The following is a 21783-nucleotide window of genomic DNA, read 5'->3' on the forward strand; positions in this document are numbered from 1 at the left end:
ATGGGACTCGGAACCAGAGGAAAGAGCAAGTCCGCTGCGCGCGGTCGTCGTCACGACCGTCTGCGCAAGAGGGTCGTCGGATCCGCCGAGCGCCCCCGCCTCGTCGTCAACCGCTCGGCTCGTCACGTCTTCGTGCAGATCGTCGACGACGCACAGGGCCGCACCCTCGTGTCGGCGTCGACCCTCGAGGCCGACCTGCGCGTGTTCGACGGTGACAAGACCGCCAAGGCCCGCAAGGTCGGCGAGCTCGTCGCCGAGCGCGCCAAGAACGCCGGTGTCGAGGCGGTCGTCTTCGACCGCGGAGGCAACAAGTACGCCGGTCGCGTCGCCGCGATCGCCGATGGAGCACGAGAGGCAGGGCTCAACCTGTGAGCGCCGCAGAAAACAAGGAACCCGAGGTCGTCGCTGTGTCGGAGGCCCCCGTCGAAACCGCTGCATCCACGCAGCCGCAGCAGGAGGCTCGTGAGCCCCGCCGCGGCGGCCGCGACCGCAACCAGGGTGGCCGCGACCGCGGCGGCCGTGACGCCGAGAAGAGCCAGTTCCTCGAGCGCGTCGTGACCATCAACCGCGTGTCGAAGGTCGTCAAGGGCGGTCGTCGCTTTAGCTTCACCGCGCTCGTCGTCGTCGGAGACGGCAACGGACTGGTGGGCGTCGGCTACGGCAAGGCCCGCGAGGTCCCGACCGCGATCTCCAAGGGCGTCGAGGAGGCGAAGAAGAACTTCTTCCGTGTTCCGCGCGTCGGATCGACCATCCCGCACCCCGTCCAGGGTGAGGCCGCTGCCGGTGTCGTGCTCCTGCGCCCCGCCGCCGCGGGTACCGGTGTTATCGCCGGTGGTCCCGTCCGCGCCGTCCTCGAGTGCGCCGGCATCCATGACGTCCTGAGCAAGTCGCTCGGCTCGTCGAACACCATCAACATCGTCCACGCGACCGTCGAGGCTCTCCAGCAGCTCGAGGAGCCGCGCGCCGTCGCCGCTCGTCGTGGTCTCGACTTCGACCGGGTCGCTCCGGCCCGTCTCGTCCGTGCCGAGGCCGACGCCCTCGCCGCCGCGTCCAACGCGAAGGCAGGTGCCTGATGGCCCAGCTCAAGGTGACCCAGGTCAAGTCGAAGGTCAGCGAGAAGCAGTACCAGCGAGACACGCTGCGCTCGCTCGGCCTCAGGAAGATCGGTCAGAGCGTGGTCCGCGAGGACAACGCCCAGAACCGCGGATACGTGAAGACCGTCGCCCATCTGGTGAAGGTCGAGGAGATTGACTAATGGCTGAGACGAACAACGCCGCCGCGGAGTCCACGACTCCCGCGTCGGCGTCCACCACCAAGGGCGCGGCGGCGCCGACGACCAGGGAGCACGTGCTCAAGGTCCACCACCTCCGCCCCGCTGCCGGAGCCAAGAAGGCCAAGACCCGCGTCGGTCGCGGCGAGGGCTCGAAGGGCAAGACCGCCGGGCGCGGCACCAAGGGCACCAAGGCTCGCTACACGGTGCGCATCGGCTTCGAGGGTGGGCAGATGCCGCTGCACATGCGCACCCCGAAGCTCCGCGGCTTCAAGAACCCGTTCCGGGTCGAGTACCAGGTCGTGAACCTGTCCGCTCTCGCGGATCTCTACCCCCAGGGTGGGGAGGTCACCGTCAGCGACCTCGTCGCCAAGGGTGCCGTCCGCAAGAACGAGAAGGTCAAAGTCCTCGGGGACGGCGACATTGCGGTTAAGCTGAACGTCGCGGTCGACAAGGTCTCCAGCTCCGCCGAGCAGAAGATCGTCGCTGCGGGCGGATCTATCAAGTAGCACCAGCAGCTTGCCGGTCGAGCTTGTCACGCCGACTCCCTCAGGGAGCGCGTGGCAAGCTCGACCTGTATCCCGCACCACAGAACTGAGCAGGAGACCCTAGGTAGTGTTTGGCGCCGTAGCGCGGATCTTCCGCACCCCCGACCTCCGCCGCAAGATCGGCTTCACTCTCGCGATCGTGGCGATCTTCCGGCTGGGGTCCTTCATCCCTGCTCCGTTCGTCAGCTTCAGCGCCGTGCAGGCGTGTCTCGCGGGTAACCAGGGCACCTCGGGGCTCTACGAGCTGGTGAACCTCTTCAGCGGCGGGGCCCTGCTCCAGTTGTCGATCTTCGCGCTCGGGATCATGCCGTACATCACGGCGTCGATCATCGTCCAGCTGCTGCGCGTGGTCATCCCGCACTTCGAGACCCTGTACAAGGAAGGTCAGTCTGGTCAGGGCAAGCTCACGCAGTACACGCGTTACCTCACGATCGCGCTCGGCGTCCTCCAGTCGACCACTCTCATCACCGTCGCCCGCTCGGGTGCGCTGTTCGGCAACTCCGGAGTGCCGGAGTGCTCGGCGCTCATCATCACCGATGAGTGGTACTCCATCCTGCTCATGGTCATCACCATGACCGCCGGCACCGGAATCATCATGTGGATGGGCGAGCTCATCACCGAGCGCGGAATCGGCAACGGCATGTCGTTGCTGATCTTCACCTCGATCGCCGCCCAGTTCCCGACCTCCCTCTGGTCGATCGCGCAGTCGCGCGGCTTCGAGACCTTCCTCCTCGTTCTCGGTGTGGGGCTCGTGCTCGTCGTCGCCGTCGTGTTCGTGGAGCAGTCGCAACGGCGGATCCCGGTGCAGTACGCCAAGCGGATGGTCGGCAGGCGCACGTACGGCGGCAACAACACCTACATCCCGATCAAGGTCAACATGGCCGGCGTCGTCCCCGTCATCTTCGCCTCGTCCCTTCTGTACCTGCCCGCGCTCATCGCGCAGTTCAACCAGCCGGGCGCAGGCCAGGCGGCCCCGGGTTGGGTGTCGTGGATCACGAGTTACCTCACCAAGGGCGACCACCCGCTCTACATGGCGTTGTATTTCCTCCTGATCGTTGGATTCACCTACTTCTACGTCGCGATCACCTTCAACCCCGACGAGGTAGCCGACAACATGAAGCGTTACGGCGGCTTCATCCCCGGCATCCGCGCCGGCCGCCCGACCGCCGAGTACCTCAACTACGTGCTCACGCGCGTGACCCTGCCCGGGTCGGTCTACCTGGGCCTCATTGCGCTGGTCCCGCTCGTCGCTCTCGCGCTGGTCGGTGCGAACCAGAACTTCCCGTTCGGTGGCACCTCGATCCTCATCATCGTCGGAGTCGGACTGGAGACGGTCAAGCAGATCGACTCCCAGCTGCAGCAACGCCACTACGAAGGACTCCTCCGATGAGCTCAGATCCGGTCGGCTTCCGTCTCCTGCTGATCGGCCCTCCGGGCGCAGGCAAGGGGACCCAGGCCGCCCGGCTCAGCGACATTCTCGAGGTGCCGGCCATCTCGACCGGCGACATCTTCCGCGCGAATGTCGCGAACGAGACCGAGCTCGGTCTCCAGGCGAAGACTTACCTCGACGCGGGCCGCTACGTGCCCGACGAGCTGACCAACGCGATCGTGCACGACCGGCTGCAGGAGGCCGACGTGTCCACCGGGTTCCTGCTCGACGGCTACCCGCGGACGACGGAACAGGTCGACGAGCTCGACAGGATCCTCGCCGCCGATCACAACCGCCTCGACGCGGTCGTCCAGCTCACCGCAGACCCCGACGAGGTCGTCACCCGCCTGCTCAAGCGCTCGCACGAGCAGGGTCGTAGTGACGACACCGAGGAGGTCATCCGCCGCCGTCTCGCGCTCTACGAGGAGCAGACTGCTCCGCTGATCGACGTCTACGCCGCCCGCGGTATCGTCGTCGTCGTCGACGGGCTCGGCCCGGTCGAGGAGGTCACCGAACGGATTGTCGTCGCGCTTGAGGGTCACCGTGTGGGCCGTCTCGACAATCCGGCCGCCTGATCGTGGCGCTGCGCTCTTCCCTCTATAAGACGCCCGCCCAACTGCGGGCAATGATCTCTCCCGGACTGGCGACGGCCGCGTCGCTGGACGCGGTGCGCGCCGCACTTCGTCCTGGCGTCACGACCCTCGAACTCGACGCCATCGCCGAAGCGGCGATCGTAGAGCGCGGAGGGCGCTCGAACTTTCAGCTCGTCCCGGGCTACCGGCACACGATCTGCGCGTCGGTCAATGACGAGGTCGTGCACGGCATCCCGGGCGACCGTGTGCTCGAGCCGGGCGACATCGTTTCGATCGACAGTGGCGCCGAGGTCGACGGCTGGAACGGCGACTCCGCGATGACCCTGGTTCTGCCCGATCCGTCCCGACAGCAGGAGGTTGCGGCGCGCGCCGAACTGTCGCGGGTGACCGAGGGCTCGCTCTGGCGTGGGATCGCGGCGCTCGCCTCCGCCCGGCACCTCAATGAGGTCGGCGCTGCGATCGAGGGGTACGTCGAGGACGAGGCGGAGCGGACCGGTCGCGTGTACGGGATCCTCACCGACTACATAGGCCACGGCATCGGTCGGTCGATGCATGAGGCGCCGCCGGTTTTCAACTACCGGGTTCGTCAGCGCGGTCCGGAGGTGAAGCCCGGTCTCGTCGTCGCGATCGAGCCGATGGTCACCGCGGGCGGCGCCGAGACTGTGGTGCGCGAGGACGAGTGGACGGTGGCGACCGAGGATGGCAGCGCGGCCGCGCACTGGGAGCACTCCGTTGCCGTGCACCGCGACGGTATCTGGGTCACGACGCTTGCCGACGGCGGCGCTGCGGGGCTCGCGCAGTACGGGATCGTACCGACGCCGATCGCTTGAGGATCGGCCGTCCCTACTCCGGAACGCAGATCGACAGGAGTTCGAACGAGAACTCGGACGATGTGCCGAACCGAGGGATGCCGTAGCCGAGGCGCACGAACTCGACCGGTCCGTCTTCGTCAACCAGGGCGACACTCTCGGGGGCGCGCAGCGGCTCGTAGCCCCGGTCGCGCCACAGGGCTGCAACGGCGTCGAGCGCGGCCTGAGGATCGGTGGGCAGTTCCGAGTGCTCCGACGTGACCGTGGTGATCCGACGACCAGATGACGTGTTACTGAGCACGCAGGACTCGGTCGTGAGGGAGACAGCGTCGTGCGTGGAGTCCACACCGGTCACGCCGGTGGTCCGGTCGACAAGCTCCTGAACGGTTGTGGTCAGCTCGTCAAGGCTGATCGAGGACTCCGTGGCGGTCAGCGGGCGGCTCAGCCTCTCCTGCAACCGGTGGAAATCGGGGATCGCCCAGGCGAGGGGCGGGCCGAGGGTGACGGCGAGGAGGAGGAGGCAGCTCATGCTGGTCACGCTGGCGCCGACGCTCTGCCGGCGGGCGGGGTGAAGGCGCAGGATGGCTTCCACGAGCAGGACGAGCGCAGGAACGGCAGCGACGGCCACGGCCACGAGCATCGTCCAGAAGAAGGCGCGGGTCGAGGCATCGGACGAGCTGCTGAACACTCGTCTGAACACACCGACGAAGCCGGTGATCCAGCCGACACCCAATCCGACGAAGGAGAGGACGATGCGGGCTACCGGAATCTGAGCGCGCTGGTTGTGCTGGGCATCCGGTTTGGGGCTGCGCTCGGTGGTGGTCATCGCCTGTCCTGTCGTTGCTGTCGTTGCCTGTCCTGTCGTCGGAATCACGACCGAGTGTGCCGAGCCGCCAGGGGCGCGGGGCGATCGCGACACGCACTGTGCCACGGGAGGGCTCCTCGACGCGATGGCGATGTGGGCGACGCACTCGACAGGCCCTCCGACCGGGCTGGCGGGGTCAGCCGGTCAGCTGTCGATCACCCGGACCAGCTCCTCGATGAACGCTGCGAAGTCGGTGGAGCGACGGACCAGGCGCTGCACCTCCGCTCGCTCCGCGAAGACCTCGACGAACTGGTCGAAGACCGACTGGAAGGTGCTGCGCCCTGCCGACGCGAACGCGATCATCGCGATGACGTTGACCCGCTGCTCGCCCCACTCCATCGGAGCGTCGTTGACAACGATTGCGATGGACGTGCGGCGCGCGCTCATTGCCATCGCGTGCGGCACGGCGAGGTTATCCGTGAATGCCGTCGAACTCATCCGTTCCCGCTCGATCGCCCCGGCGACGTAGTCCTCGTCGATGATGCCGCCGGCGATCATGCGTCGACCGAGCATCCGGATCATCGCCGCTTCGTCGCGGGCGTGCACGTTGCGATAGAACAGTGACTCGTCGAAGAACTGCAGCAGCTCGTCCTTAATCTGCGCCCGGCGCCGGTGTCTGCGGACGCGCGCGATCGCCCGGCGCACCGTCTCCACGTCGTGATCGGTGAGAAAGGGCTGCACGACGACCACGTCATCGGCGTAGGGCCGCTCGGCGATCGTTGTGAGCACGAGGTCGGCGGTCAGCCGATCCCAATCGACATCGCTGCGCGTTATCAGGGAGCGGACCTCGACCTCGGTTCCCAGCGACCGTTCGACCCGGAGCCGCAGCATGTGCGCGAGGTCGTAGTAGTTCGGGCACACGATGACGCACGAGAGCCGCTCCTCCCGCCGCGAGACGCGCTCCAGGAAGGATCCGACGTGCAGGGCGATGTAGGCGATCTCGTCCTCATTCACCGCGATACCGCGCCGGCGCTGCAATCCACTGGCGAGGAACACCGCGATCTCGTATGTCATCGGGTAGCTGGTCTTGATGGAGCGCGTCAGCGGGTTTCGCGAGTAGCCGCCCTCGGAGGCGCGGGCGACGAGATTGCGGACGTGCAGGGCGAGCCGCACGATGAAACCCTCATCGTCCAGGTCGACGAGGTACTCGCGGTGGACGTCAGCGACGAGGGCGCGGACCACGGCCAGGTCCTCCGGGTCGAGATAGTTCTCGGCTACCGAGGCGACCGGCTCGTTCTGCCCGGGGGTCGCCACGCGGGTCGTCATCAGGATCGCGAGCTGCGCGAGCTCGGCGTCGGTCAAACGCGTCACGAAGTGCCGCTCGACCAGTTCCGCCAGCAGCGCGGCCAGCTCGCCGTGGACCGCGGGGGAGGGGCGGGAGCCGGAGGGGTCCCCGATGCCTCGCGCGACCCGGTCGACCGCGATCGCGATGTGCAACAGGACGCTGTTCACTCCGTAGTCATTGATGTAGTAGCCGCGGCTCTCGAGCGCGGCCAACAGCTCGGTCTTGAACGCGCCAAGGCCGGGGGAGGCGAACTCGCGCTGCACATCGTCAAGCGTGAACACACCCTGCGCGCTCTCGTCGCGGAACATCCGTGAGATCAAGCGGCGACGCGCCTCCTCGCTGCCCTCCAGCCGCACGGCGGGGCCGCGGCGGAGCAGGCTGAGTCCTGCTTCGTCGGCGAGTGCCTTCACCCGCCGCAGATCCGCATCGATGGTCGACTCGCTCACGGACAGCACCTCGGCGAGGGGGACCACGTCAAGTCCCTCGTCATTCTCGACCAGCCGGCGCACGATGCTGTACAGCCGGTCGCGTGGGGTATCCGGCTCCACGTCCCGGCTGCGCTGCGCGTCGAGGAACGCGGCGTAGGCATCGCGCGCGAGACGGTAGCCGTTGGCGGAGGACTCGACGGGCTCCAGCGGAGCGGCCTGCGCCTTGACCGCGGTGACGTAGCTGCGGACGCTGCGGGTCGTCACCCCGAGCCGGTCGGCCAGCTCGTGCGCGGTCACCCAGCCGTCGGCACGGGAGAGGTACTCCAGCAGTCGTTCGCGGTTGTCAGGCATCAGGCTCCAGGCGTGCGGACCGGAGCGGACGCGAGGAGCGCCATGACCCCGCCGCGGGCCCGCTCGGAGCGGGCAGCGGGTCGTACGTCCTGGCAGTCAATCACCTCGGTAGGACACGGGGGAGCCCCCGCGCCGCCGTGGCTTCCGCCCCCGCGGAAGATTGTCTCCGTCACTCCCGCACTCCTCGTCGCGGATGCTTGGATGGACCACGACCCGGACGCGAGGAGGCGAACGCGGTGCGGAAGATCCTTATCGTCTGCGGTGCGGGCGCATCGAGCACGTTTCTGGCCCACCGGCTCAGAGCGGGCGCGAAGGAACACGGCATGGATGCTGTGTTCCGATCCGAGACCCTCACGGGTCTCGAGGAGTCTCTCCCCGATGCGGACGTCCTGCTGGTGGGTCCGCACCTCGAGTCGCAGTTCGACGTACTCCGCCTCCGCGCGGAGAATGTGGGAGCCGCGGCTGCCCTCCTCCCGCACGACGTCTTCGGAGCGCACGGTGCCGATGCCGTGCTCGAGAACCTGCCCATCCTCTTCGCCGCTCGCGCGGTCGTCGCGGGAACGGACAGGGACTCCTCCACCCGCCCGGACGCCGAGCCCGACTCCGGGCACCACTGATGCAGTCATCGCTGCAAATTCAAGGAGAAACGTTCATGGTTGAACGCACCGTGCAGGTTGCATCATCAAAGGGCCTTCACGCCCGCCCCGCCTCGCTCTTCAGCCAGGCCGCGGCGAAGTCGGGTCAGAAGGTCCTGATCGCGAAGGGCGACGCCACCCCGGTCAACGCCGCGTCGATCCTCGGGATTATCTCTCTCGGCATCGAGCACGGCGACGCGCTCACTGTCAGCGTCGAGGGCGACAACGAGGAGGCCGTGCTCGAGGAGCTCGCCACGTTCCTTTCGACGGATCACGACTCCTGACGGCGTCATAATCCGTCGGGGACGATCGCGGTCCGCGAGGGCGATCCTCACGAGGTCGCATCCCACCCCTTCTGAGTAGGACGACCCGGCCGCGGTCTCGATTCCGACTCCCTCCACTCGATTACCCAGCTCCTCACCCAGGAGAGCACGACAGGAACGAGCACCCATGACGCTGTCCACTCCTCAGACCGCCTACGCCTCCGCCAAGCTCCAGGGCACCGGAGTCGGACGAGGACTGGCCCTCGGGCCGGTTCTGCGCATGCCCGAGCCTCTCCCCGAGCCGGAGGACGTCGCCAGCACCCGCACCGTCGTCCAGGAGGAGGAGCGCGCGGTCTCGTCGCTTTCTGCCACCGCCGCGACGATTCGCCACCGTGGTGAGCGGGCCGGTGGGTCGGCGAAGGACGTTCTCGACGCACAGGCCCTCATGGCCGAGGACCCATCGCTCGCCGAGGACGTGAAGGCGCGGATCGCCGGGGGCAAGACCGCCGAGCGCGCCGTGCACGAGGCCTTCGCCGGCTTTCGTGACCTTCTCGTGGCGATGGGCGGCTACATGGCCGAGCGCGCGACCGACCTCGACGATGTCTCCCAGCGCGTCGTCGCCCATCTGCGCGGCGTCGCCGCTCCCGGTGTTCCTGAGTCGGACGAGCCGTTCGTGCTCGTCGCCCGCGATCTCGCTCCGGCTGACACCGCCCTGCTCGATCTCGATAAGGTGCTCGGCCTGATCACCAGCGACGGCGGTCCGACCTCGCACACCGCGATCCTTGCCCGGGAGAAGTCGATCACCGCGATCGTCGGCACATCCGGCGCCCTCGACTTGCGAGACGCGCAGCTCGTGATCCTCGACGCCTCCTCCGGCGTCGTGACGGTGAACCCATCCGATACCGAGATCAGCGCCGCCAAGACCTCGATTGCCGAGCGCGCGGCGATGCTCGCCGCTCCGGTCATCCCTGGCGCCCTCGCCGACGGCCACGCCGTGCCGCTGCTCGCGAACCTCGGCTCGGCCGACGGAGCCGCGAATGCAGTGGAGCTCGGAGCCGAAGGCGTTGGCCTGTTCCGGACCGAGTTCCTCTTCCTTGACGCGAAGCAAGCGCCGACCGTCGCCGAGCAGGCCGAGCAGTACACCCGCCTGCTCGCCGCCTTCCCCGGCCGCAAGGTCGTCGTCCGCGCACTCGACGCGGGTGCCGACAAGCCGCTGAGCTTCCTCAACGACAACCACGAGGAGAACCCGGCGCTGGGGCTGCGCGGGTTGCGCGCCCTCCGTGCCAGCGAGCAGATCCTGCGCGACCAGCTCACCGCCCTTGCGCAGGCCGACGCCGCCACCGATGCCGACCTGTGGGTCATGGCGCCGATGGTCGCGACCGTCGACGAGACCCGCTATTTCACGTCGATGGCGCGGGAGCTCGGCATCCGCACCGCTGGTGTGATGGTGGAAGTCCCCTCCTCCGCGCTGCTCGCCGACCGGATCCTCGGAGTCGCTGACTTCGCCTCGATCGGCACCAACGATCTCACCCAGTACACGCTTGCTGCGGACCGGATGCTCGGCACCGTCTCGGCGTTCCAGGACCCGTGGCACCCGGCCGTGCTCCGCCTCGTCGGCGAGGTCGGCCGCGCGGGAGCGGCGCTGGGCAAACCCGTCGGTATCTGCGGCGAGGCCGCAGCAGATCCGCTGCTCGCCGTGGTCCTCGTCGGCCTCGGTGCGACGACCCTCTCGATGTCGCCGTCAGCTCTCGCAGACGTGCGCGCCGAGTTGGCCGAGCACACCCTCGCCGATGCGAAACGGTACGCGGAGCTCGCGCTCGCGGCCGATAGCGCCGCCGACGCCCGTTCCGCGGTGACGGAGGCGATCGCCGCCTCCTGATCCGTGGACCCGCTCGACCCACCCCCAGCACCACCACTACTGCACCACCCCGCCATTCGGGAGTCGGGACGCCTCAGGAAGGTCTCGGTCACCCGGCCCTAGAAATCGGAGAACACACCACATGACAACGACGTCAGCGACGTCGACGCGCGGTGGAGCGCGCGTCCACGTCCAGCGCTTCGGCACCTTCCTCTCGGGAATGGTCATGCCGAACATCGCGGCCTTCATCGCCTGGGGCTTCATCACGGCCCTCTTCATCCAGACCGGATGGCTCCCGCTTCTCGGTGTCGACGCCACCTGGGTTCAGCAGCTTGGCGGCTGGAGCACCGACCCCGACGTGGTGAACGTCGGACTCGTCGGCCCGATGATCACCTACCTCCTCCCGCTCCTCATTGCGAACACCGGTGGCCGCATGGTCTACGGCGCGCGCGGAGGAGTGGTTGGCACCATCGCGACCATGGGCGTCATCGTCGGCGCTGGCATTCCAATGTTTATCGGGGCCATGATCATGGGCCCGCTCTCGGCATGGCTGATGAAGAAGGTCGACGCGCTCTGGGACGGCAAGATCAAGCCCGGCTTCGAGATGCTGGTCAACAACTTCTCGGCCGGAATTCTCGGCCTGCTTCTTGCGGTCCTCGCCTTCCTCGGCGTCGCGCCGGTCATCGCTGCCTTCTCCGGTGCACTCGGAGTCGGCGTGGAGTGGCTGGTCAACGCCGGTCTGCTCCCGCTGACGTCGATCTTCATCGAGCCGGCGAAGATCCTGTTCCTCAATAACGCGATCAACCACGGCGTGCTTACCCCGCTGGGCGTGCAGCAGGCGGAGGAGACGGGCAAGTCCTTCCTCTTCCTCCTCGAGGCCAACCCCGGCCCCGGAATGGGCGTCCTGCTCGCGTTCTCGATCTTCGGCGTCGGCGCCGCCCGCGCCTCCGCTCCCGGTGCAGCGATCATCCACTTCATCGGCGGTATCCACGAGATCTACTTCCCGTACGTGCTGATGAAGCCGGCCCTGCTCGCCGCCGTTATCCTCGGCGGCATGACCGGAGTCGCGACGAACGTCGCTTTCAACTCCGGCCTCCGCGCCCCCGCCTCGCCCGGTTCGATCATCGCGGTGCTCCTGCAGACCGCGAACGACAGCTTCCTCGGCGTGATCCTCTCGGTGATTCTCGCCACCGCCGTGTCGTTCCTCGTCGCCTCGGTGATCCTGCGAGCGAGCCGCACGCGCGACCTCGCCGCTGCGGAGGAGAACGACGACAAGCTCGCCGCCGCCGTCGCCGCGAACGAGGCCAACAAGGGCAAGGACAGCGCCGTCGGCTCGCTCATCAACGCCCGCGGAGCTAATGCCCCGCAGGACTCCACCGGCGCCTCGACCGCGGGGGCCACGGTGACCGCGACCCAGGTCCGCTCCATCGTGTTCGCCTGCGACGCCGGCATGGGATCCTCCGCCATGGGCGCCTCGGTGCTGCGCAACAAAATGAAGAAGGCGGGCTATGAGGACGTCACGGTCACCAACAAGGCGATCGCGGCGCTCGAGGACGACGTGGACCTGGTCATCACCCAGGCCGAACTCACGGAGCGCGCCCGCCAGCGCACTCCGGGCGCCATCCACGTCTCCGTCGATAACTTCATGAACAGCCCGAAGTACGACGAGGTCGTCTCGCTGGTCGCGGAGCAGCACGGCAAGTAGTACGCCACCTCCTCGAAGGGAACCCGTAGGGTGCGACAGAGCGGACCCGCTCCGCTCGCCCCCGCGGGTTCCCTCGCTGTCAGCACCTTTACGGAAGGACGCACGCCATGAGCGAAGTGCTCACCATCGGACAGATCAACGCCTCCGGCACCGCCACGACGAAGGAGGCCGCCATCAAGGAGGCCGCCGACATGCTCGTGGGAGTCGGCGCGGTCACCCCCGCCTACTACGAGGCCATGCTCGCCCGCGAGGCGACCGTCTCGACCTATATGGGTAACCTCCTCGCCATTCCGCACGGCACCAATGACGCGAAGGACGAGATCCGCTCGTCTGCCCTCTCGTTCGTCCGCTACGCGCAGCCGATTGACTGGGACGGCAACGAGGTGCGCTTCGTCGTCGGCATCGCCGGGGTCAACAATGAGCACCTCGAGATCCTCTCCAAGATCGCCATCATCTTTTCGGAGGAGGACGAGGTGCAGAAGCTTCTCGATGCCCCCGATGCGCAAGCGCTCTACAGCCTGCTGGGCGAGGTCAACTCCTGATGGCCACCGCCGTCCATTTTGGCGCCGGCAACATCGGCCGCGGCTTCGTTGGCCTGATCCTGCACGGCGCCGGATATGAAATCGTCTTCGCCGATGTCAATGCGGACCTTATTGGTCAGCTTGCCGCCGCCGACGGTTACGAGGTGCACGAGGTGGGGGAGGAGCCGACGACCCACTTCGTTGACCGCTTCCGCGCGATCGACTCCTCCGCCGACGAGGAGGCGCTCGTGCGTGAGATCGCCGCCGCCGACATTGTGACGACGGCCGTCGGACCGAACATCCTCCGCTTCGTCGCGCCGGTCATTGCGAAGGGCCTCGCCGCCCGCGCGGAGTCGGCACCGCGGCTGGCGGTCATGGCCTGCGAGAACGCGATCAGCGCGACCCGCTTGCTCCAGGCCGAAGTCGCGGCGAACCTGGGCGCGGACGAGTGGGAGCTCGTGCGCTCGCGGGCCGTCTTTGCCGACACGGCGGTCGACCGCATTGTGCCGAACCAGGAGCCGGGTCAGGGCTTGGACGTTACCGTCGAGACATTCTTCGAGTGGGTCATTGATCGCACGCCCTTCGAGGGCAGCGAGCCGGAGCTCCCGGGCGCGACCTACGTGGACGACCTGGAGCCGTTTATTGAGCGCAAGCTCTTCACGGTGAACACGGGCCACGCGACGGCGGCCTACGTCGGCTTCGCAGCGGGAGCGCACAAGCTCTCGGATGCGCTCGCGCTGCCCGAGGTGCGCGACGCGGTGAGGGCGGCGCTCGAGGACACGAAGGCGCTCATCGTTGCGAAGCACGGCTTCAGCGATGCGGAGCAGCAGGCGTACCTCGAGAAGACGCTGAAGCGCTTCGCTAATCCGTACTTGACGGATACGGTTGATCGGGTGGGCCGCCAGCCGCTGCGGAAGCTCTCGCGGCATGAGCGGTTCATCGGGCCGGCGGCCGAGCTCGCGGAGCGCGGGCGGGTTCCCGAAGGGCTGATTGCGGCCATTGGCGCTGCGCTGCGCTTTGACGTGCCGGAGGATCCGCAAAGCGTTGAGTTGAAGCAGAAGCTGGCGGCGCTCTCGCCGGAGGAGTTCGTCGCCGACGTCACGGGCCTGTCCGCCGAGCATCCGCTGTTCCCCCACCTCGTGGCAATCCTCCGCCCCTGACCCCTCAACCCCTCCGCGGTCCGCGAGATCGTGGTGAACGGACGAGATCCTCTGCCGAGGCGGGGGATCTCGTCCGTTCGGGGGCATCTCGCGACATTTCGCGGGCGGGAGGGGAGGGGGAGGGGCGCTAGAAGAGGTGCCAGCGGGTGAGTGGCCAGGCGACAGCGAAGACACGGCCGGTGACGCGGTCGAGAGGGACGGTCTTGACGCAGGAGTCGACTGGGCCGGAGGCTCCGCGGCACTCGCCGAGGGAGTCGTTCGAGTTGGAGCGGTGGTCGCCGAGGACGAAGAGGGAGTTCTCGGGCACCGTGTACTCCTGGAAGCACCGCAAGGAAGCGGGACTGGTGGTGCAGTCAAGGGTTCCCGGCGTGAACGGGAAGTTCTCGAAGACGTAGGACTCGTCGAGCGGCTGACCGTCCACGAGGACGTGGCCCTCCGCGTCGCAGCACGAGACGGTATGCCCGCCCTCGGCAATCAGCCGCTTGACGAGGAACTCCTCGTGCGAGGGGCCGATGCTGGTGACGTCGCCGAAGGTCTTGACCACCTCGGACAGGGCGCTGCCGGGGGAGTCGCTCGCTCCCCACCGCGCATCGCGCGAGAAGACGACGATCTGCCCCTGCTCGGGACCGCCCTGGAGTTCCAGGGTCCGGTCGACCAGGATCCGATCGCCGAAGAAGCCTCCGCCCTGGAGCGTGTTCTCCATCGATCCCGAGGGGACCGTGTACACCTTCACGAAGAAGGTCTGCACCAGCGCGATGACCACGATCGCCACCACCACAGTGACCACCGGATGCGCGTACCAGCGTCGTCCCCCGGTTGTCGTCCTCGTCCTGCGCGCCATCTGCTGTCCCTCCGCTCGACGGGGCAAGCCTAGGCGGAGCGACCAGGGAGCCCGGCGCAAGGCACCGGATCCGGCGACGAGGCGCCGTGCCGGAGTGCACTCCGCGCCGCCACGAGCAGCGACACGCCCGAGCTGGCGAATCGTCGACGATTCGCGTATTATCGACCCTTGGTGTTTTGCGCGTGCTCTGGCATGCCCGCGAACCCCGATCCGGGCTCTCGCCCGGTGGTGGATCGTCGCGGAAACATTCGCACGACCAGTACACACACTACTTCCGAACGACAGTGAGGCTATGGCCAAAAAAGACGGTGTCATCGAAATCGAAGGTGCGGTTGTCGAGGCGCTCCCCAACGCGATGTTCCGCGTGGAGCTGACCAACGGACACAAAGTTCTCGCCCATATCTCGGGCAAGATGCGTCAGCACTACATCAGGATCCTCCCCGAGGACCGGGTGATCGTGGAGCTGAGCCCCTACGACCTGACCCGCGGCCGGATCGTCTACCGCTACAAGTAGGCGTTCGCTCCGCTGACGTTCGCGACGTGTGTGTCCTGTAAGGAACGGCCCCGGCATCCGCCGGGAGCACGACGCCAGCGAAATCAAGGACAAGAACAATGAAGGTCAACCCCAGCGTCAAGCGCATCTGCGATCACTGCAAGATCATCCGCCGCCACGGCAACGTGATGGTCATCTGCAGTAGCAACCCGCGCCACAAGCAGCGACAGGGCTAGTCCCGCCGCTTCGGCAAGGAAGCGCCAGGGTGGCACGCCGCCCCGACTGAGCACGACGAGCAAGTGAATACCCCCGCAGCACCAGAAATCGCGCAGCACTCCGGCTTCGGCCGGGGTGGACGGCGAGGACACCTTCGGTCGGAGGCCGAGGCACCGGTGCTGCTTCATACCTCCACTCACTCACAGGAGAAGCCACAATGGCACGTCTGGCAGGAGTAGACATCCCGCGCGAGAAGCGCGTGGAGGTCGCACTGACCTACATCTACGGTGTCGGCCGCACTCGCGCGCTCGCGACCCTCAGCGACACCGGGATCGACGGCAACACCCGCGTCAAGGATCTGAGCGACGACCAGCTCATCGCCCTCCGCGACCATATCGAGGGCAACTACAAGGTGGAGGGTGACCTCCGCCGTGAGGTCGCCGCCGATATCCGCCGCAAGGTCGAGATCGGCTCGTACCAGGGCCTCCGTCACCGTCGCGGCCTCCCGGTCCGTGGACAGCGCACCAAGACGAACGCGCGCACCCGCAAGGGACCCAAGCGCACCGTCGCCGGCAAGAAGAAGGCCGGCCGCAAGTAACGCGGGCGACACGGACCTAGAGGAGATACAGAATTGGCTACCCCCAAGTCGGCTGCGCGCAAGCCGCGCCGCAAGGAGAAGAAGAACATCGCAGTGGGTCAGGCCCACATCAAGTCGACGTTCAACAACACGATCGTCTCGATCACCGACCCCGCCGGGGCCGTCATCAGCTGGGCCTCGTCCGGCGGAGTCGGCTTCAAAGGCTCGCGCAAGTCAACGCCGTTCGCGGCGCAGCTCGCCGCCGAGTCGGCTGCGCGTCAGGCGCAGGAGCACGGCATGAAGAAGGTCGACGTCTTCGTCAAGGGCCCGGGCTCGGGTCGTGAGACCGCGATCCGCTCGCTCCAGGCCGCCGGCCTCGAGGTCGGCTCGATCAACGACGTCACTCCGCAGGCGCACAACGGCTGCCGCCCGCCGAAGCGTCGCCGCGTCTAAGCAGCACTCGCAGCCGTCGGTCGGCCGCACGATCCGCTGGTACAGCGGGGAGTGGGGCCGTCCGGCGGATCGCGCATTTCTTTCACAACTCCACACCTCGTAAACGCACGTGTCATATAGCGGACACGTGATCGAAAGGAATCATCAGTGCTTATCGCACAGCGTCCGACGCTCACCGAGGAGAACATCTCGGAGTTCCGTTCCCGCTTCGTCATCGAGCCCCTCGAGCCCGGCTTCGGCTACACGCTCGGCAACTCGCTGCGTCGCACCCTGCTGTCCTCCATCCCCGGCGCCGCTGTCACCAGCATCCGCATCGACGGAGTCCTGCACGAGTTCACGACCGTTCCCGGGGTCCGCGAGGACGTCACCGAGATCATCCTGAATATCAAGGGACTCGTCGTCTCGTCCGAGCACGACGAGCCGATCACCGCTTACCTGCGCAAGCAGGGTGCCGGTCAGGTCACCGCCGCCGACATCTCGGCTCCGGCCGGTGTCGAGATCCACAACCCGGAACTCGTCATCGCCACGCTCAATGACAAGGCGAAGTTCGAACTCGAGCTCACCATCGAGCGCGGCCGCGGTTACGTCTCGGCGACCCAGAATCGCAGCGAGTTCTCCGAGGCCGGCCAGATTCCGGTCGACTCGATCTACTCGCCCGTCCTGAAGGTCACCTACCGCGTCGAGGCCACCCGTGCCGGGGAGCGCACCGACTTCGACCGCCTGGTCGTTGACGTGGAGACCAAGGCCGCGATCACGCCCCGCGACGCGATCGCCTCTGCAGGACGCACGCTGACCGAGCTCTTCGGGCTCGCCCGTGAGCTGAACAATGCGGCCGAGGGCATCGAGATCGGCCCCGCGCCGGTCGATGCTGTCCTGTCGACTGAGCTGTCTATGCCCATCGAGGACCTCGACCTCTCGGTGCGCAGCTACAACTGTCTCAAGCGCGAGGGCATCAACAATGTGAACGAGCTCGTCGCCCTCTCGGAGACGCAGCTCATGAACATCCGCAACTTCGGTCAGAAGTCGGTGGATGAGGTCAAGGAGAAGCTGACGGAGCTGGGCCTGTCGCTCAAGGACTCGGTTCCCGGGTTCGACGGTGCCCACTTCTACAGCTACGACGACGAGAGCATCTAGGTCTCTCGCCCCGGAGCCTGTGGTTCCTCGCGTTCGACCTGCTGACACCCCTTTTAGTACTGGAGTAAACCCATGCCCAAGCCCACCAAGGGCCCCCGCCTCGGAGGCGGTCCCGCACACGAACGTCTGCTCCTCGCGAACCTGGCCGCGGCCCTGTTCACGCACAAGAGCATCAAGACGACCGAGACCAAGGCCAAGCGCCTGCGCCCACTCGCCGAGCGTCTGGTGACGTTCGCCAAGCGCGGCGACCTGCACGCCCGCCGTCGCGTCCTCGCGACGATCGGCGACAAGTCGGTCGTTCATGAGCTCTTTACCGAGATCGCTCCCCTCGTCGCCGAGCGCGAGGGCGGCTACACCCGCATCACCAAGATCGGTCCCCGCAAGGGGGATAACGCGCCGATGGCCGTCATCGAGCTCGTCCTCGAGCCCGTGACTCCGAAGGTAAAGAAGTCGCGCACCACCACGGCGCCCGTGTCCACTCCGGTGGACGACGCCCCCGTCGAGGAGACCGCCGTCGAGGAGGCGCCCGTGCAGGACGCTGCCGCCGACGACGCCGCGGTGCAGGACGCTCCGGTCGAGGAGACCGGCGAGACCAAGTAGTCGCGCCCGAAAGGCCGAGAGCCCTCCGTCCTTAACGGGACGGGGGGCTCTCGCCGTCTCCGCGAGCGGTGGCGCTGGCGCGAAGTGCGGACGGTGGCACGGCCGGACTCGACGAGTGTGGTTGCGCCGGGAAAGGCGCTCCTCGGTCGGCGTGCCGCTCACAGTGGCGTGAGGGCGACTCCGCTCTAGGATCGAGGGATGCCGTACCGCGTCCGCCTCGATCTGGCCTACGACGGCACGCAGTTCTCCGGCTGGGCCAAGCAGCCGGGTCTTCGCACCGTGCAGGGGGTGCTCGAGGAGTCGCTGGCCCTCGTGCTGCGCTCCGAGCAGCACCCGACCGTGACCGTTGCCGGGCGTACCGACGTCGGGGTGCACGCGAGCGCGCAGGTCGCCCATGTCGACCTGACTCCCGAGCAGTGGGCCCGGCTGAGCGGCGGAGGTCGTCGCGCGGCGGAGGTGCCGCTGCCCCCTGCCGCGATCCTCGAGCGGCGACTACGCGGCATCCTGGGCCAGTACTCCGACGTCTCCGTGCACCGCGTGACGCAGGCACCGGCGGGATTCGACGCCCGCTTCTCGGCGCGCTGGCGTCGTTACGAGTACCGCCTCGCTGACGCCTCCTCGATGCGGCACCCGCTCGAGCGCGTGTTCACGACCTGGATCACCGACTCCCTCGACCTCGACGCGATGAACGGCGCTGCTCGCTCGCTCCTCGGCCTGCACGACTACGCCTCGTTCTGTCGGGCGCGGGAGGGCGCGACGACCATCCGCAGCCTGCTCGACTTCACCTGGGAGCGGGACCGCGACGGCGTGCTGCACGCGCACGTGCGCGCCGACGCGTTCTGCCACAGCATGGTCCGTGCCCTCGTGGGGGCCTGCGTGGCAGTCGGCGCGGGCAAGCTCGACGCGGCGGTTGTACCCGTGCTGCGCGACGCGGCTCGGCGGACGAACGCGTTCGCGGTGATGCCGGCTCGCGGCCTCATCCTGCGCGAGGTCGATTATCCCGAGGACGCGGCGCTCGCAGCGCGCGCCGTCCTGACGCGCGCTCAGCGCACGGCGCGGTCGGAGGGGCCGGAGCAGGAGCCCGGGGACTGAGGCTGTCGGCGCCACCGAGAGCCGTGCTTGGGATCACGGGGGCTTTGCTGTAATGTCGACCCTTGGTGTTTTCGGCCGTGTGCTGAGCGCCCGAAGTTGAGCCCTCCACCGGATCGGTTCGGCCCCTCGCGGGTCGAACAGCCACGGAGCGGGATCCACGAACACCTCACTCCGATCAGAAAGCAGCACTCACGTGACTCGCACTTTTTCTCCGAAGCCGGCTGATGTCCAGCACGACTGGATCGTCATCGACGCGGCCGACGTCGTGCTTGGTCGTCTCGCCACACACGCCGCGGCTCTCCTGCGCGGCAAGCACAAGGCGACTTTCGCGCCGCACATGGACATGGGTGACTTCGTCATCATCGTCAATGCAGAGAAGGTCGCGCTCACCGGCCAGAAGCTCCTCCAGAAAAAGGCCTACCGCCACTCCGGCTACCCTGGCGGCCTCTCGGCCACCACGTACGCCGAACTCCTCGAGAAGAACCCGGTCCGCGCCGTCGAGAAGGCCATCCGCGGCATGCTCCCCAAGAACTCCCTCGGCCGTGCGCAGCTGCGCAAGCTGAAGGTCTACGCGGGCTCCGAGCACCCCCACGCGGCGCAGCAGCCCCAGGCGTACGCCTTCAACCAGGTCGCCCAGTAGGCTCCGGCCCCTCCCCGACATCTCAGACTTCGAAGACAAAGGATCACCTGAACCGTGGCGCAGATCGCAGACCAGATTGACGTGGCTCCCGAGAGCTACTCCACCGAAAGCCCGGCCACCGAGGCGTCCCCGACGCCGCGCGCCGTGCTCAACGTCTCCGGCGCAGCCGTGGGCCGCCGCAAGCAGGCCATCGCCCGCGTGCGCCTCGTCCCCGGCAACGGCGGCATGACCGTGAATGCTCGCGAGTTCGCGGAGTACTTCCCCAACAAGCTGCACCAGCAGCTGATCACCGACCCGTTCAAGGTGCTCGACCTCATCGGCTCCTACGACGTCGTCGCGAAGATCACCGGCGGCGGCCCCTCCGGTCAGGCAGGCGCCCTGCGCCTCGCCATCGCCCGTGCGCTCAACGAGATCGACCGTGAGAACAACCGCGCCGTCCTCAAGAAGGCGGGCTTCCTGACCCGCGACGCCCGCGTCATCGAGCGCAAGAAGGCCGGCCTCAAGAAGGCCCGCAAGGCGTCCCAGTTCTCGAAGCGCTGATCGACGCGGCCGTTCGGCCGTTCGACCAGAAGGCTCGAGAAGGGACTGCGCACCATGCCGCGCCTGTTCGGAACAGACGGAGTCCGTGGCCTCGCCAATCGCGAGGTCACGGCCGACCTGGCCCTCGGCCTTGCCCAGGCGGCCGCCCGTGTACTCGGTGCGGTCGCCAGGGCAGAGGGCCGTCGGCCTGTTGCTGTGCTCGCTCGCGACCCCCGCATCTCCGGTCAATTCATCGGTGCGGCCGTCGCGGCCGGCCTTGCGAGCGCTGGCGTCGATGTGCTCGACGCCGGTGTCATCCCCACGCCGGCCACTGCGTATCTCATTGCTGATGAGGGCGCAGACTTCGGCGTCATGATCTCCGCGTCGCATAATCCCGCCGCCGACAACGGCATCAAGTTCTTCGCCGCCGGTGGCCGCAAGCTCCCCGACGAACTCGAGAACCGCATTGAAGCGGCTCTCGGAGTCCCTCCGCTCACGCCTACCGGAGCGGACGTCGGGCGCATCCGCCGCTTTTCCGACGCCGAGGACCGCTACGTCCTCCACCTGCTCGGTTCCCTCGAGGGCACCCGGCTGGACGGACTGCATGTCGTCATCGACTGCGCGCACGGCGCCGCAGCCGGTATCTCGCCCGAGGTGTTTACCGACGCCGGAGCGACCGTCACCGTCATCGGCAATGATCCCAACGGCCTGAACATCAACGACGGGGTGGGATCGACCCACCTCGCCACCGTCGCGGCAGCCGTGCTCGCTGCGGGCGCCGACCTCGGCATCGCCCACGACGGCGACGCCGACCGCTGCCTCGCCGTCGACGCCGAAGGCCGCATCGTGGACGGCGACCAGATCATGGCGATTCTCGCGACCGCGATGGCGCGCCGTGGATCCCTCCGGGACGGGGTGCTCGTGGCCACCGTGATGAGCAACCTCGGCCTCAAGCTCGCGATGGCCGACGCTGGCATCCGCGTCATCGAGACGGCGGTCGGCGACCGTTACGTCCTCGAGGCGATGAACGATGGCGACTTCTCTCTCGGCGGGGAACAGTCTGGCCACGTGATCATGAGCCGTTACGCCACGACCGGCGACGGTGTGCTCACCGGGCTCCAGCTCGCGGCCGAGATGGCACGCACGGGGCGGAGCATCGCCGACTTGGCCGCCGTGATGGACGTGTTCCCACAGACGCTCGTCAACGTCCGCGGCGTCAACCGCGAGGGCGTTCACGACGACGACGTGATCGCCTTCGCGATTGCCGAGGCCGAGGCCGAGCTGGGCAGCGATGGGCGCGTGCTCCTGCGCCCCTCAGGCACTGAGCCGATGGTGCGAGTGATGGTGGAGGCGAAGACGCAGGAGACCGCCGACCGGCTCGCGGACTCCCTGGCCGCAGTCGTGCTGGAGCGGTTGCGCTCCTAACCGCCACTCGCCGCGCGGTTTCGTCCACGAGATGGGGCGAGTCGGACGAGATGGCTTGCCGCGGCGCCCGATC

Annotated in this window: 26 protein-coding genes; 23 read left to right on the forward strand and 3 right to left on the reverse strand. The window is 67.7% G+C overall.

The features are described from left to right. The 7 genes from rplR (at window position 1) to map (ending at window position 4670) form a co-directional block, all read left to right on the forward strand. Complete coding sequence (rplR, locus tag HRF29_RS11515) at window positions 1-372, forward strand: 50S ribosomal protein L18 (RefSeq protein WP_104265229.1); 372 nt, start codon at window positions 1-3, stop codon at window positions 370-372. After that, the gene (gene rpsE / locus HRF29_RS11520) at window positions 369-1073 is read left to right on the forward strand and encodes a 30S ribosomal protein S5 (protein WP_343043728.1); all 705 of its coding nucleotides are present in this window, start codon (window positions 369-371) and stop codon (window positions 1071-1073) included. Before rplR ends, rpsE begins: the two co-directional genes overlap by 4 nt. Continuing rightward, on the forward strand, window positions 1073-1255 hold the full coding sequence (rpmD, locus tag HRF29_RS11525; RefSeq protein ID WP_173248919.1) for a 50S ribosomal protein L30: 183 nt from the start codon (window positions 1073-1075) through the stop codon (window positions 1253-1255). The genes rpsE and rpmD overlap by 1 nt, the downstream gene beginning before the upstream one ends. Continuing rightward, a complete protein-coding gene (gene rplO / locus HRF29_RS11530) occupies window positions 1255-1779 on the forward strand; it encodes a 50S ribosomal protein L15 (protein WP_173248921.1) in 525 nt (174 codons plus the stop codon). The genes rpmD and rplO overlap by 1 nt, the downstream gene beginning before the upstream one ends. 106 nt (window positions 1780-1885) lie before the next feature. Continuing rightward, window positions 1886-3208, forward strand: a complete 1323-nt coding sequence (secY, locus tag HRF29_RS11535; RefSeq protein WP_104265214.1) for a preprotein translocase subunit SecY — start codon at window positions 1886-1888, stop codon at window positions 3206-3208. Beyond that, window positions 3205-3822 (forward strand): adenylate kinase, encoded by a 618-nt coding sequence (locus HRF29_RS11540; RefSeq protein ID WP_173248923.1) that lies wholly within the window; start codon window positions 3205-3207, stop codon window positions 3820-3822. Before secY ends, HRF29_RS11540 begins: the two co-directional genes overlap by 4 nt. Before the next feature lie 2 nt (window positions 3823-3824). Further along, a complete protein-coding gene (gene map / locus HRF29_RS11545) occupies window positions 3825-4670 on the forward strand; it encodes a type I methionyl aminopeptidase (RefSeq protein ID WP_173248925.1) in 846 nt (281 codons plus the stop codon). Window positions 4671-4683: 13 nt separating this feature from the next. Here the strand turns inward: map and HRF29_RS11550 are convergent, their stop codons facing one another. Then, the gene (locus HRF29_RS11550) at window positions 4684-5475 is read right to left on the reverse strand and encodes a hypothetical protein (RefSeq protein WP_173248927.1); all 792 of its coding nucleotides are present in this window, start codon (window positions 5473-5475) and stop codon (window positions 4684-4686) included. A 183-nt stretch (window positions 5476-5658) separates the two neighbouring features. Further along, window positions 5659-7578 carry a BglG family transcription antiterminator gene (locus HRF29_RS11555; protein WP_173248929.1) on the reverse strand — a complete coding sequence of 640 codons (1920 nt, stop codon included), beginning with the start codon at window positions 7576-7578 and terminating at the stop codon, window positions 5659-5661. 236 nt (window positions 7579-7814) lie between these two features. Between HRF29_RS11555 and HRF29_RS11560 the strand changes: the two genes are divergently transcribed. From HRF29_RS11560 to HRF29_RS11585, 6 genes are all read left to right on the forward strand, one after another. Beyond that, window positions 7815-8195 carry a PTS sugar transporter subunit IIC gene (locus tag HRF29_RS11560; protein WP_173248931.1) on the forward strand — a complete coding sequence of 127 codons (381 nt, stop codon included), beginning with the start codon at window positions 7815-7817 and terminating at the stop codon, window positions 8193-8195. A gap of 35 nt (window positions 8196-8230) precedes the next feature. After that, entirely contained in the window at window positions 8231-8497 is a 267-nt protein-coding gene (locus tag HRF29_RS11565; protein WP_173248933.1) for an HPr family phosphocarrier protein, read from the forward strand. A gap of 166 nt (window positions 8498-8663) precedes the next feature. Continuing rightward, a complete protein-coding gene (gene ptsP / locus HRF29_RS11570) occupies window positions 8664-10355 on the forward strand; it encodes a phosphoenolpyruvate--protein phosphotransferase (protein WP_173248935.1) in 1692 nt (563 codons plus the stop codon). Between the two features lie 121 nt (window positions 10356-10476). Next, window positions 10477-12039, forward strand: coding sequence for a PTS mannitol transporter subunit IIBC (locus tag HRF29_RS11575; RefSeq protein WP_173248937.1), 1563 nt, complete (start codon window positions 10477-10479; stop codon window positions 12037-12039). 107 nt (window positions 12040-12146) lie between these two features. Beyond that, on the forward strand, window positions 12147-12581 hold the full coding sequence (locus HRF29_RS11580) for a PTS mannitol transporter subunit IIA (protein ID WP_173248939.1): 435 nt from the start codon (window positions 12147-12149) through the stop codon (window positions 12579-12581). After that, window positions 12581-13720: a mannitol-1-phosphate 5-dehydrogenase gene (locus HRF29_RS11585; RefSeq protein WP_173248941.1), complete on the forward strand. Its 1140-nt coding sequence runs from the start codon at window positions 12581-12583 to the stop codon at window positions 13718-13720. The genes HRF29_RS11580 and HRF29_RS11585 overlap by 1 nt, the downstream gene beginning before the upstream one ends. Window positions 13721-13847: 127 nt before the next feature. Here the strand turns inward: HRF29_RS11585 and lepB are convergent, their stop codons facing one another. Continuing rightward, complete coding sequence (gene lepB, locus HRF29_RS11590; RefSeq protein WP_173248943.1) at window positions 13848-14561, reverse strand: signal peptidase I; 714 nt, start codon at window positions 14559-14561, stop codon at window positions 13848-13850. Window positions 14562-14853: 292 nt separating this feature from the next. Between lepB and infA the strand changes: the two genes are divergently transcribed. The 10 genes from infA to glmM all read left to right on the forward strand — a co-directional run bounded on the left by infA (window position 14854) and on the right by glmM (window position 21710). Next, window positions 14854-15075: a translation initiation factor IF-1 gene (gene infA, locus HRF29_RS11595; RefSeq protein ID WP_022883252.1), complete on the forward strand. Its 222-nt coding sequence runs from the start codon at window positions 14854-14856 to the stop codon at window positions 15073-15075. Window positions 15076-15173: 98 nt separating this feature from the next. Next, on the forward strand, window positions 15174-15290 hold the full coding sequence (gene rpmJ / locus HRF29_RS11600) for a 50S ribosomal protein L36 (RefSeq protein ID WP_055787164.1): 117 nt from the start codon (window positions 15174-15176) through the stop codon (window positions 15288-15290). Window positions 15291-15487: 197 nt separating this feature from the next. After that, a complete protein-coding gene (gene rpsM, locus HRF29_RS11605; RefSeq protein WP_173248945.1) occupies window positions 15488-15868 on the forward strand; it encodes a 30S ribosomal protein S13 in 381 nt (126 codons plus the stop codon). Window positions 15869-15901: 33 nt separating this feature from the next. Further along, the gene (rpsK, locus tag HRF29_RS11610) at window positions 15902-16300 is read left to right on the forward strand and encodes a 30S ribosomal protein S11 (RefSeq protein WP_056037257.1); all 399 of its coding nucleotides are present in this window, start codon (window positions 15902-15904) and stop codon (window positions 16298-16300) included. 147 nt (window positions 16301-16447) lie between these two features. After that, on the forward strand, window positions 16448-17434 hold the full coding sequence (locus HRF29_RS11615) for a DNA-directed RNA polymerase subunit alpha (protein ID WP_173248947.1): 987 nt from the start codon (window positions 16448-16450) through the stop codon (window positions 17432-17434). 72 nt (window positions 17435-17506) lie between these two features. After that, window positions 17507-18034, forward strand: a complete 528-nt coding sequence (gene rplQ, locus HRF29_RS11620) for a 50S ribosomal protein L17 (RefSeq protein ID WP_173248949.1) — start codon at window positions 17507-17509, stop codon at window positions 18032-18034. Window positions 18035-18232: 198 nt separating this feature from the next. Continuing rightward, on the forward strand, window positions 18233-19126 hold the full coding sequence (locus tag HRF29_RS11625) for a tRNA pseudouridine synthase A (RefSeq protein WP_173248951.1): 894 nt from the start codon (window positions 18233-18235) through the stop codon (window positions 19124-19126). 193 nt (window positions 19127-19319) lie between these two features. After that, window positions 19320-19766 (forward strand): 50S ribosomal protein L13, encoded by a 447-nt coding sequence (gene rplM, locus HRF29_RS11630; RefSeq protein WP_173248953.1) that lies wholly within the window; start codon window positions 19320-19322, stop codon window positions 19764-19766. A gap of 54 nt (window positions 19767-19820) precedes the next feature. Further along, complete coding sequence (gene rpsI, locus HRF29_RS11635) at window positions 19821-20306, forward strand: 30S ribosomal protein S9 (protein WP_104265184.1); 486 nt, start codon at window positions 19821-19823, stop codon at window positions 20304-20306. A gap of 54 nt (window positions 20307-20360) precedes the next feature. Beyond that, window positions 20361-21710 carry a phosphoglucosamine mutase gene (glmM, locus tag HRF29_RS11640; protein WP_173248955.1) on the forward strand — a complete coding sequence of 450 codons (1350 nt, stop codon included), beginning with the start codon at window positions 20361-20363 and terminating at the stop codon, window positions 21708-21710. Window positions 21711-21783: the final 73 nt, after the last annotated feature.

Origin of the sequence: Rathayibacter agropyri (genome assembly GCF_013249015.1) — a bacterium.
In the GTDB taxonomy this organism is placed as follows: Bacteria; Actinomycetota; Actinomycetes; order Actinomycetales; family Microbacteriaceae; genus Rathayibacter; species Rathayibacter agropyri.